We start from the raw sequence: 10106 nt of genomic DNA, 5'->3' as shown, positions 1-10106 counted from the left end.
TAGCGGAATAATGTACGAAATGAGAAACAGACTCATTTTTGTAAAAAAATGAATACCTTAAAACGAAATAGGATGCCAGTTCCGCTTTTAGCAGTATCTAGATTTTTAGAAAGTATAGCGGAATGGTATACGTGATGAGAATAAAACTCATTTTTGTAAAAAAATGATTACCTTAAAACGAATTAGGAGTGAAGTTAATTATGGTGAAGTCGTCTAAAGAGTTAGCACAGTATTTTGATCACACAAACTTGAAAGCGTTTGCTGTGGAAGCGGATTTTGAAAAGCTTTGTCAGGAGAGCATGGAGTATGGCTTTAAAATGGTCGCGATCAATTCTTTTCCTGTGGCTTTATGCAAAGAATTTTTGAAGGATAGTCCGGTTCACGTAGGAGCAGCGATCTCATTTCCTTTAGGTCAAACAACGATTGCTGTTAAAGCGTATGAAACGGAACAAGCGATTAAAGAAGGCGCAGACGAGATCGATTATGTCGTCAATGTCGGTAAGGTTAAAGAAGGAAACTTCGACTATATCAAAGAAGAAATGGAAACAATCGTCGCCATTTGTCGTAAAAATGATGTTTTGTCTAAAGTCATTTTTGAAACGTGCTATTTAACCAAAGACGAAATCAAAAAAGTAGCGGAGATTGCTTTAGAGGTTCTACCTGATTTCATCAAGACTTCAACTGGGTTTGGAACTGGCGGTGCGTTATTGGAAGACGTCAAACTTATGAAGTCAGTTGTTGGGGATAAGGTCAAAGTCAAGGCTTCTGGCGGAATCAAAACCTTAGAGCAGTGCTTAGCGTTGATCGATGCGGGTGCAGAAAGAATCGGAAGCTCCAGCAGTATTGCAATCGTCGAAGCATTTAAAGCGACTTATGAAAAATAAAATTCAACTTTTAGTGATGGATCTGGATGGCACACTTTTAGACAGTTCAGAAAAAATTTCTGACGCGACTATTCAGGCGATTCGTCAGGTAAAAGAGCTAGGTGTTAAAACAGTCATCGCGACTGGGCGTGTGTTTCCAGAGGCGCAGTTTGCGATAGAGTTGGCAGGTGTAGAGGATTATTTGATTGAGATGAATGGGTCCAAGATCACTGATTTGCGGACCCAGAAAATTCTTTATGACCGGCCGATGCCTTCAGCGCTTGCGGAGCAGATCATTGGTTTTCTAGGCGAAGAGTATGTTTATCAGCTTTACACGGATCAAGGGGTCTTTTGTACAGAATATTCTTTTCCACGTTTGGAAAGTGCGGGAATGTCTGATCACTATTTAGAGATGTTCGGCGCGCAAATTCGACAAGCGAGTCTCACGAAGCTGAAAAAGATGAATAGCTACAAATTTTTAGTGATTGAAAAAGACGAGGCACAGAAAAACAAAATAGCAAAGAAAATCGAAACAATGTTCCAGCTAAATTTCGTCAATAGTCTGCCGAATTATCATGAGATTGTCTTGGCAGGTATGGATAAGCGGGTCGCTTTAGAGAAGCTGAGTAAATTATTAGCTATTTCGCCAGAAGAAATGTTAGCGATAGGGGATAGTAACAACGATCGTGAAATGTTGAACTATGTTGGAACCGGTGTTGTGTTGGCAAATGGAAATGAAAAATTAAAAGAAGAAATCGGGGTAGTTTTCCCGTCAAATGATGAAGATGGAGTTGGGCAGGTAATCGAAGCATTTATTCTAAATAAACGGGGGTAAAAAGATGGAAGAAAAGCAATCTTTTTTTGATCACTTATTAGATGGACTGAACAAAATGATTCCTTTTGTTGTTGCTGGCGGTATTTTGATGGCGCTGGGATTTGCGGTCTCAGGCGCAGGTGCCATGTCTTATCCTGAGGAAGGGTTGGGAACCTTTGGACAGGTGATTTATCAAATCGGGAATAAGCACGCAATGGGACTGATGTTTCTGATTGTCGGCGGATTCATCGCGCAATCGGTGGGCGGCAGTAATGCTTTGCTTGCGGGGATGGTCGGCGGAAGTATCGCATCGGTCAATGGCTCGACCTTTTTAGGAGCAGTTATCAGTGGATTTTTTGCCGGCTATCTGGTGAAATACATGGAGAAAGTCGCGATCCCGAAATCATTAGAAACGGTCTATAATATTTTACTGCTGCCGGTAATAAGTACAGCAGTGGTGGGTCTGGTCAGTTATTATGTCATAGGTATCCCAGTTGCTTTTATAATGAATTCTTTAACGAGTGTTTTAGAAAGCATGCAGGGCGGAAATCTGATTTTACTTTGTGCGATTTTAGGGGCAATGATGGCAGTCGATTTGGCGGGTCCGATTTTACGAGTGGCGTACTTCTTTGGTGTAGCAGCCGTTGTTGCGAATCCCGGCGTGCCGCAAGTCGTGATGGCAGCGGTAATTGTTGGCGGAATGATTCCACCATTAGGGATGGCGTTGGCTTCTACGATCCAAAAGAAAAAATTTACTCAAGAAGAGCAAGAAGCAGGCAAGGCAGCTTGGATTTTAGGCTTATCGCTGATCAGTGAAGGGGTGATTCCTTTTGCGATTCGTGATCCGAAGCGAGTGATTCCAGCTTGTGCGATCGGTTCAGCAGTTGCTGGTGCGGTGATTGCCTATTTCAATACAGGAACAACCGTTGTTCATGGGGGTATCTTTATTTTACCGATTCCCGGCGCAGTCCAAAATCCGTTAGGCTATGTTTTGGCGGTAGTGATTGGAACAGTGGTAGCCGCAGGACTTGCATTGCTGCTTAAACGCGATGTACCGACTGAAGCTATTGAGAAAATTACTGAAGAAGCATAGGAAAAATCCAGTTAGTGAGAGCTAACTGGATTTTTTTGTGAGTCAATAACGTTACTCGATGATCTTTCTATTTTTACCAAGGAAGACTTATAATAGGTTTCGTTTTTTGCACTAAAAATCAAATGGTCGCTTCTGTAAAGTGCTAACAGAGAATTTAAAACTATTATTTTCCAGAGTGCAATCAAAAAAATGGAAATGGAACGTTTTTATTGTTCGCAGGTTAAAAGCAAAAAGTAATCAGCTGGTGAATTAGTTCGCCTGCTGCTTTTTTAATGCCTCCAACGTAGAATACTGAAGAGTGGCCAATAATTGATGGATCGTATCTAATGATTCTTTTTGGTTACTGATCAACCATTCGCGCCAGATACTGTAAACACCATCACTCATGAATTTGATATAGTACCGTTTTTCTGGTTCCTTAATAGCATCAAATAGCGGCAAGCTATCATAGAAATGATACATATTTTCGTTGAATACTTGTCGAATAATCGGTTCGTAGCCTTGTGAGACACTCATCTCTAAGATTTTTGCGAAGTCTTTGAAGAATATTTCTAAAGATTTCAGCTTTTCAGTCGGTGGTACATGCTGGAGGATATCAGCGAAACGTTCTTTAATAATCGCTGAAAAATAATCGAGTAAGACATCATCAAGACTATCGAAATTTCGATAAAAGGCCATTCGGCTGACACCGGCGCGACGAACGACCTGTGAAACAGTGATACTTGAATAAATATTTTTTTCCAAGAGCTGTAGCAAAGCGGTGGTCAGGTAATCCTTTGAATCTTGTTTGATTGCTTGAGCGTGATTAGTAGCTGCCATTACAGATTTTCCTTTCTGTCACAGATGAGGGTGAACATCTTGTATTATTTGTGGGTATATTCTAATATAATCTCAGAAACGTTACAAGTGTAACTTTAGAGAAGGAGAAAGATACTATGGAAAAAGAATTAGTTTTAGTAACAGGCGGAAGTGGATATATCGCGTCAAATATTATTTTACAATTGTTAGAACAAGGATATATGGTACGGACAACAGTTCGTTCACTAGAGAAAATAGAGCGTGTGAAGAAGATCATCCGTGCAGGCGGTATTGAAAATCTTGATAATCTTTCTTTTATCATAACGGATCTATCTAGTGAAAAAAATTGGGATAAAGCGATGAAGGGCGTGATGTATGTCATTCACCCAGCGTCCCCAACTCCGAAATTGAATTTCAAAGATGAGAAAGAAATGATCGATCCAGCGGTAAGTGGTGTCTTGTATGTCATGAAAGCAGCCCGAGATGCGAAAGTTAAACGGGTAGTTCTAACTTCTGCTTACGGTGCAATTTTTGCTGGACATGAAAATCGTAAAACACCTTATACCGAAGAAGATTGGTCGAATTTAGAGGCAAAAAATATTTTTCCTTATCAGAAATCAAAAACATTGTCCGAACGAGCAGCTTGGAAATTTATCGAAGAAGAAGGAAATGGATTAGAATTGGCGACAGTCAATCCAGTTGGAGTAATGGGACCAATCCTAACTTCGGATTATTCTCATTCTAATGTTCAAATCCAACAACTTTTAGACGGAGAAGTTAAAGCTGTGCCTAATGTGGATTCAGGATATGTTGATGTACGAGATGTGGCTAGTTTGCATTTGTTAGCAATGATTTCATCAAAAGCTGCGGGTGAACGTTTCTTAGCAACAACGGGTGAAACGCTCTCGATGTTAGAGGTCGCAAATATCCTGCGGGAAGCTTTTCCTGATTTTGCTTATAAACTCCCAACGAAAAAAATACCGAATGCGGTACTAAAGGCAGCCGCTCTAACTAATCCGAGCCTGCGTATGTTGGCATCCTTAACTGGAAAATATGCTGAAACCAGCAATCAAAAATCAAAAGATCTGTTAGGTTGGCAGCCGCGTTCCGCTCGTGAAGCAATTCTAGCTACGGCACAATCAATGATCGATCTGGGAATCGTCAAGAAAGATTAAAAAATAGGCTGCGATTTTGTTTTGATCGCAGCCTTTTTCTAGCTTTTCGAAAACTGTGCTTGATATAACTTCTTATAAAATCCGTCTTTTTGCAATAATTCTTGATGGCTACCGATCTCAATAATATTTCCATGATCTAATACCAATATTTGATCCGCATTTTGAATCGTTGATAAACGATGGGCGATCACAAAGCTGGTATGATCTTTCATCATCGCAAGAAAGGCGCTTTGGATTTTTTGCTCGGTCAAGGTATCCACGGAGCTGGTGGCTTCATCAAGGATCAGCATCGATGGGCGGCTGATCATCGTTCGGGCAATCGTCAATAATTGCCGTTGACCGTCAGAAAGCTTAATCCCCGCTTCACCTACGATCGTATCCAGCTTATCCGGCAAGCGCATCACAAAGTCATACATATAGGCATCCTTCAATGCCGCATAGATTTCCTCATCGGTTGCTGATTTTCGCCCATAGCGCAGATTGGCTCGCAAGCTGCTATCCATCAGCCACGTCTCCTGTAAAACCATTCCGAATTGCTGACGCAGACTATCTCTGGTCAGATGACGAATATCCGTACCATCGATCGTGATCGTCCCTCGGTCCACTTCATAAAACCGCATCAAGAGATTTACTAGTGTTGATTTACCAGCACCGGTTTTTCCGACGATGGCGATCGTTTCACCAGGCTCGACGGTCAAATTAAAGTCTTCGATCAATCGTTGATCCTTTTGATAAGAAAAATCAACGTGATCAAAAACAACTTTTCCTTTGGCTTCAGTCAATGTGAGCGCGTCTGAATCATCGGCTTGTTCAACTGGCTCCTTCAATAATTCAAAGGAGCGGTCAAGTCCTGCGATCGCTGTTTGTATCTGAATAGTGATCCCCGAAAGCTCAATGAAGGGCTTCGTGAATTGGCTGGAATAGATCGTAAAGCTTGAAATGATCCCAATCGTTACATTGCTCCCAGCTTTTAAGGCTAATAAACCACCTACAAGACCAACCATCAGATAAGCTAGATGGTCAACAAAACGAGAAGAAGGGTTGGTCAAGGAAGAAGCAAATTGAGCTTTTTGTCCTCGTACATAAAGTTCTTGATTCAACGCTTCGAAGTTTGTTTGGTTTTGCTTTTCTCGTTGGAATGCTTTAACGATTTTCTGATTGCCGACCATTTCGGTAATAAAACCAGAGATCGAACCAACAAGCTGCTGCTGACTGGTAAAGTATTGCTGCGAAGTCCGGGCCACGATATAAGTAATCAAAAAAATGATCGGTGTGGCGACCAAAACAACTAAGGTCAGCATTGGACTAAGATATAACATGAAGACTAGCGCAACCAAAACAACAGTCATCCCAGAAAAGACTTGGTTAAAGACCGCGGATATGGCGGTAGAAACATTATCCATATCATTGGTAAACCGACTGACGATATCGCCTTTCGAACTTTGATCGTAATAGCTTAATGGCAATTTATTCAGATGCGTAAAGGTTTCTTCTCGTAATTTGGCAACCGAATCAAAAGCAACGGTATTTCCTAAGCGTTGAATAAAATACTGACTAACAACGGTTACTAAAAAGATTCCGACGAACAATTGCAAAATCCGGAAGAGGCGGGTGAAATCAACAGCCCCTTGATTGACCATCTGATCGACAGCGACACCAATATAATAAGTCATTAAGACGGAAGTGATCCCGCTGGCAATACCTAAGATGATCGCGGCGATCAATTCTTTCGGATAGGCAGCAAGGTAAGGGATGAACGATTTTAATGAACGGAAGATATTTTTCTTTTTGATCATTGGACTGCCCCACCTTCCGCTTGAGATTCGACCAGTTCTTGATAAAGCTTGGATTGTTGCAGCAGCGAGTCATGTTTACCTTGTGCGACGATTTTTCCATTGTCCATCAAGAGGATCGTTTCGGCATCTTGGATCGATCGCAAGCGTTGGGAAATAATGATGACACCGCAATCGAGATCCCGCTTCAATGCATGACGTAAATCCAAATCGGTTTGATAATCCAAAGCGGACAATGAATCATCTAGAATCAGCAGCTTGGGTTTACGAATTAATGCACGCGCGATAGTCAAACGCTGACGCTGCCCGCCAGAGAAGTTCTTCCCGTTTTCTAAGATCGGTGTATCCAATCCTTTTGGCAAGGTTTCGACAAACTCACTGGCTTGCGCCGTTGCAAGAGCTTCCCAGCATTCCTCATCCGTCGCGTCAGATTTGCCCCATTGTAAATTTTCGCGAATCGTTCCGCTGAATAAAACGGCTGTTTGCGGCACAATGGCGATCTCAGAGCGCAATCGCTCTAATGACCAGTCTTTGACATTGCTGCCGGCGAAGCTGACACTTCCATTAGACGCATCATAAAAACGCGGAATCAAACTGATCAGTGTAGACTTTCCACTACCGGTAGCTCCGGTAATGCCGAGGATCTTATTTTCTTTCAAAGTAAAAGAAACATCTTGTAAAGCTAAGCCAGATTTTTCTGTATAACGAAAATCTACTTTATTAAAATCAATCAGCGGTGCTTGTTTGTCAGCTTGCTGAATCGCACCATCATCAGCTAAGGTCGTGTCGGTCGCAAAGACTTCATTGATCCGATTGGCAGAAGCCGCGGCACGAGTGAAGAGGACGACTAGATTTGAAACGACGATCAAAGCTAGGAGCATTTGGTTCATATAATTGATTAAGGCTAAGACTTGCCCTTGCTCCAAATGCCCGATGTTAACTTTGAACCCGCCAAAATAAAGCAAGGCCACGACACCAGCATTCATAATCAACGTCGTACTAGGCGAAAGCAAGGCAGAGATGTTGGCAACTCGTTGATTCAAACGAGAGATTTCTTCAGTTTCTTCATTAAAGTGATTGGTCTCTGTCTTTGTCCGAGCAAATGCTCGAATGACCCGGACACCGCTCAGATTCTGAGTAACCAATTGATTCAGCTGATCCAATTTTTGCTGGATTTTTTTATACAATGGCACGGAATAATGAATAATCAAAAAAAGGATCAAACAGAAAAGCGGTAATAAGATCAAGAAGACCAGCCCCATCTGCCAATCGATATAAAAGGCCATAATGACTGAACCAATACTTAAAAAGGGTGCGCGAACGACTAAGCGGATCAGCATCGCCAAAGCTCCCTGCATTTGATTGATGTCATTGGTCATGCGTGTGATCAGGGTATCTGTGCCGAAGCGATTCAACTCGTTATGAGAAAAGCTGTTGATTTTTTCCATCAAACGATTGCGCAGAACTGTCCCGAAACCTTGTGAGGCGATCGACGCGTAATATTGACAGATCAAGGCACAGATCAAACCGACGATGGATAAACCCAACATCGCCACGGCCATCTCAATCACCTTGGACTGATCGTGGTGGGCGATCCCTTCATCGACTAGCCGCGCCATAAATAAGGGCAGGACCAATTCGAAAACGGCTTCCAGAAATTTGAAAAAAGGACCAAGGATGATCTGCTTGCGATAATCTTTGGCGTAACGTAAAAGCTGAAACATGTAACTTCCTCCAATATATAAAGTACTAATCATCAAAATAGGATTGCTTCTATTGTAACTTATTTGTCAAAAAAGTCCGAAACATATCAGCTCAAAAGAGGTACTTTATATCAAATTAAACGGATTTTTGAATCAGCAGGATTTATCTAGCAACAAAACAAAAAGAGCAACGAAAAATTTCCATTACTCTTTTGCAGTTATTCAGTTACGGCTTGCTCGTTTTGTTTCGAAAGATTACTGATCATCTCTTGAATCCATCGTGTACTTTGACTAGTCAGAAAAGGATCAATAACTACGACCGGATAGTCATCTGGCAACCCTTGGGAAGAACCTGTTGTGATCAAGCAATCATATTCTTCCAACTCTTTCCAAAGATTCGGCGTTCCCCCTGACAATTGCTCGAAATGAACAATTTCGAAGTTGCCATAAATTTTTTCGGAAATCTGTTTTGCCAGAAAGCTTTCTTCCGTTGGGGTCAAATCAGACAATAGTAATACTTTTAGTCGCGGATCTTGATTGGCTAGCCATTCTAAACTATTTACTTCGGTTGTGATCAATAAATAGACATAATTTTGAACAAAATCATCTTCTTGATACATGTGGTGCCTTTTTACGAAACGTTCCACGATATCTTTTACTTTTTGTACTCCCCGACTATAAACTTTGGAGACTTCTTGCAAGAATACCGATCGATTACGCCATAAGATACCAAGGTACTTTCCATGTGGGTTGCACAAGTAAAAATCATTATTCAACACGGTTGCCAAGTTTATCTGGTCTACATTAGTTAGACGGTTTCCCAACAGCTGATTGAACTCTTCTACTAATGCGTAGTGCTGGGTAAATAATCGCTGATACTTAGGATTATCAGTCAGAGCTAATTCGCGATGAGCAGGACTAAATACGATAGCGTCAGAAAAAGTTAGCCACAGAGTGTCACGCACCATCTCCGGAGTTAATTCCAGATCAACGCCGTCTCTAACTGCTTGCCTTAACAACTTATAAGAGAGTCCCTTCGGAAGAATGAACGTTTCCGTTCTCAATTCTTCCGCTGGAAAAGTATGCCCGCTTTTTATCCGCCAAAAGCTGATATACATGTTATAAATCAACCGTTTTTGAAAGACATATTTTTGGTAGATTTGATTCACTTCGACAAATTCCTGCACATACCGCTCAAGAATATGATAATGAGCAGATGGTAATTTCGGAAGCGTACTTTCGAAGGCGCTTTGTCTTTCGCTATAAAAGCGGTAATAAAAATTACGAATTTCTCCTTCGTTGCCTTCCAATCGCAGAGGACGATAACTAAGTTCTATTCCTGCTTCAGCAAAGGTTTGCTCGACCTTTTTTAAATAGCGCTGGGTGTTGGAGGAGCTCAAATACAATTTTTTTGATAAGGCAGTGATGTTCTCGCATTCTTCATACAAAAGCTCTTCGATTATTTGAAATTCGGGGCACATATTCAAAAAGTTCGCATATAAGTTCCCCAAGCTTATTGACTTGTCTAAGGCGATGTAATAAAGACCTTTTGTTTTAACAATTTGAAGCTCGGACTTATATGAATTGATCAAGTCAATATCATTTAGCAAAATTGGCAAGGAACAATCCAGTATGCTTAATAGTTGATCACTGGATAACCCATCATGCTGATAATACAATTGTTCCAATAATAACAAGCGACGTATGTTGGTCGTTCCTAAAACTGTACGAAAATCCATCATCATTCCCCCCTAAAAGAATGCTTGTCTAACGTATGAAACACGAAACCTATTAGCAAAAAGGAAATATCTATATTTTTTATTTGACGAATATGCATTATCTTTTTACGAAGGACAAGAATTATGTA

General features: G+C 41.1%; 8 protein-coding genes. 4 read left to right on the top strand and 4 right to left on the bottom strand.

Annotated features, from left to right (window positions below):
• Positions 1–200: 200 nt before the first annotated feature.
• The 3 genes from deoC to A5875_RS09920 are packed head-to-tail and all read left to right on the top strand — an operon-like array spanning position 201 to position 2770.
• On the top strand, positions 201–884 hold the full coding sequence (gene deoC, locus A5875_RS09930) for a deoxyribose-phosphate aldolase (RefSeq protein ID WP_088933451.1): 684 nt from the start codon (positions 201–203) through the stop codon (positions 882–884).
• On the top strand, positions 874–1698 hold the full coding sequence (locus A5875_RS09925) for a Cof-type HAD-IIB family hydrolase (protein WP_176244650.1): 825 nt from the start codon (positions 874–876) through the stop codon (positions 1696–1698). Before deoC ends, A5875_RS09925 begins: the two co-directional genes overlap by 11 nt.
• A 4-nt stretch (positions 1699–1702) precedes the next feature.
• Positions 1703–2770, top strand: coding sequence for a PTS fructose transporter subunit IIC (locus A5875_RS09920; protein ID WP_088933449.1), 1068 nt, complete (start codon positions 1703–1705; stop codon positions 2768–2770).
• Between the two features lie 249 nt (positions 2771–3019).
• Here the strand turns inward: A5875_RS09920 and A5875_RS09915 are convergent, their stop codons facing one another.
• Complete coding sequence (locus A5875_RS09915) at positions 3020–3589, bottom strand: TetR/AcrR family transcriptional regulator (protein WP_088933448.1); 570 nt, start codon at positions 3587–3589, stop codon at positions 3020–3022.
• Positions 3590–3705: 116 nt separating this feature from the next.
• Between A5875_RS09915 and A5875_RS09910 the strand changes: the two genes are divergently transcribed.
• Positions 3706–4743, top strand: coding sequence for an SDR family oxidoreductase (locus A5875_RS09910; protein WP_088933447.1), 1038 nt, complete (start codon positions 3706–3708; stop codon positions 4741–4743).
• 38 nt (positions 4744–4781) lie between these two features.
• Here the strand turns inward: A5875_RS09910 and A5875_RS09905 are convergent, their stop codons facing one another.
• From A5875_RS09905 to A5875_RS09895, 3 genes are all read right to left on the bottom strand, one after another.
• Positions 4782–6539 (bottom strand): ABC transporter ATP-binding protein, encoded by a 1758-nt coding sequence (locus A5875_RS09905; protein ID WP_088933446.1) that lies wholly within the window; start codon positions 6537–6539, stop codon positions 4782–4784.
• Positions 6536–8260 carry an ABC transporter ATP-binding protein gene (locus A5875_RS09900; RefSeq protein WP_088933445.1) on the bottom strand — a complete coding sequence of 575 codons (1725 nt, stop codon included), beginning with the start codon at positions 8258–8260 and terminating at the stop codon, positions 6536–6538. Before A5875_RS09900 ends, A5875_RS09905 begins: the two co-directional genes overlap by 4 nt.
• Positions 8261–8457: 197 nt before the next feature.
• Positions 8458–9978, bottom strand: a complete 1521-nt coding sequence (locus A5875_RS09895; protein WP_088933444.1) for a helix-turn-helix domain-containing protein — start codon at positions 9976–9978, stop codon at positions 8458–8460.
• Between the last annotated feature and the right edge of the window lie 128 nt (positions 9979–10106).

The organism is Enterococcus sp. 3H8_DIV0648 (genome assembly GCF_002140655.1).
Taxonomy (GTDB): Bacteria; Bacillota; Bacilli; order Lactobacillales; family Enterococcaceae; genus Enterococcus_A; species Enterococcus_A hulanensis.
This window is presented reverse-complemented; position numbering and strand designations above follow the sequence as displayed.

Excerpts from the sequence above, each read along its gene's own strand:
- A5875_RS09925 (WP_176244650.1), top strand. The coding sequence starts at position 874 with ATGAAAAATAAAATTCAACTTTTAGTGATGGATCTGGATGGCACACTT.
- A5875_RS09905 (WP_088933446.1), bottom strand. The coding sequence starts at position 6,539 with ATGATCAAAAAGAAAAATATCTTCCGTTCATTAAAATCGTTCATCCCT.
- deoC (WP_088933451.1), top strand. The coding sequence starts at position 201 with ATGGTGAAGTCGTCTAAAGAGTTAGCACAGTATTTTGATCACACAAAC.
- A5875_RS09920 (WP_088933449.1), top strand. The coding sequence starts at position 1,703 with ATGGAAGAAAAGCAATCTTTTTTTGATCACTTATTAGATGGACTGAAC.
- A5875_RS09895 (WP_088933444.1), bottom strand. The coding sequence starts at position 9,978 with ATGGATTTTCGTACAGTTTTAGGAACGACCAACATACGTCGCTTGTTA.
- A5875_RS09915 (WP_088933448.1), bottom strand. The coding sequence starts at position 3,589 with ATGGCAGCTACTAATCACGCTCAAGCAATCAAACAAGATTCAAAGGAT.
- A5875_RS09910 (WP_088933447.1), top strand. The coding sequence starts at position 3,706 with ATGGAAAAAGAATTAGTTTTAGTAACAGGCGGAAGTGGATATATCGCG.
- A5875_RS09900 (WP_088933445.1), bottom strand. The coding sequence starts at position 8,260 with ATGTTTCAGCTTTTACGTTACGCCAAAGATTATCGCAAGCAGATCATC.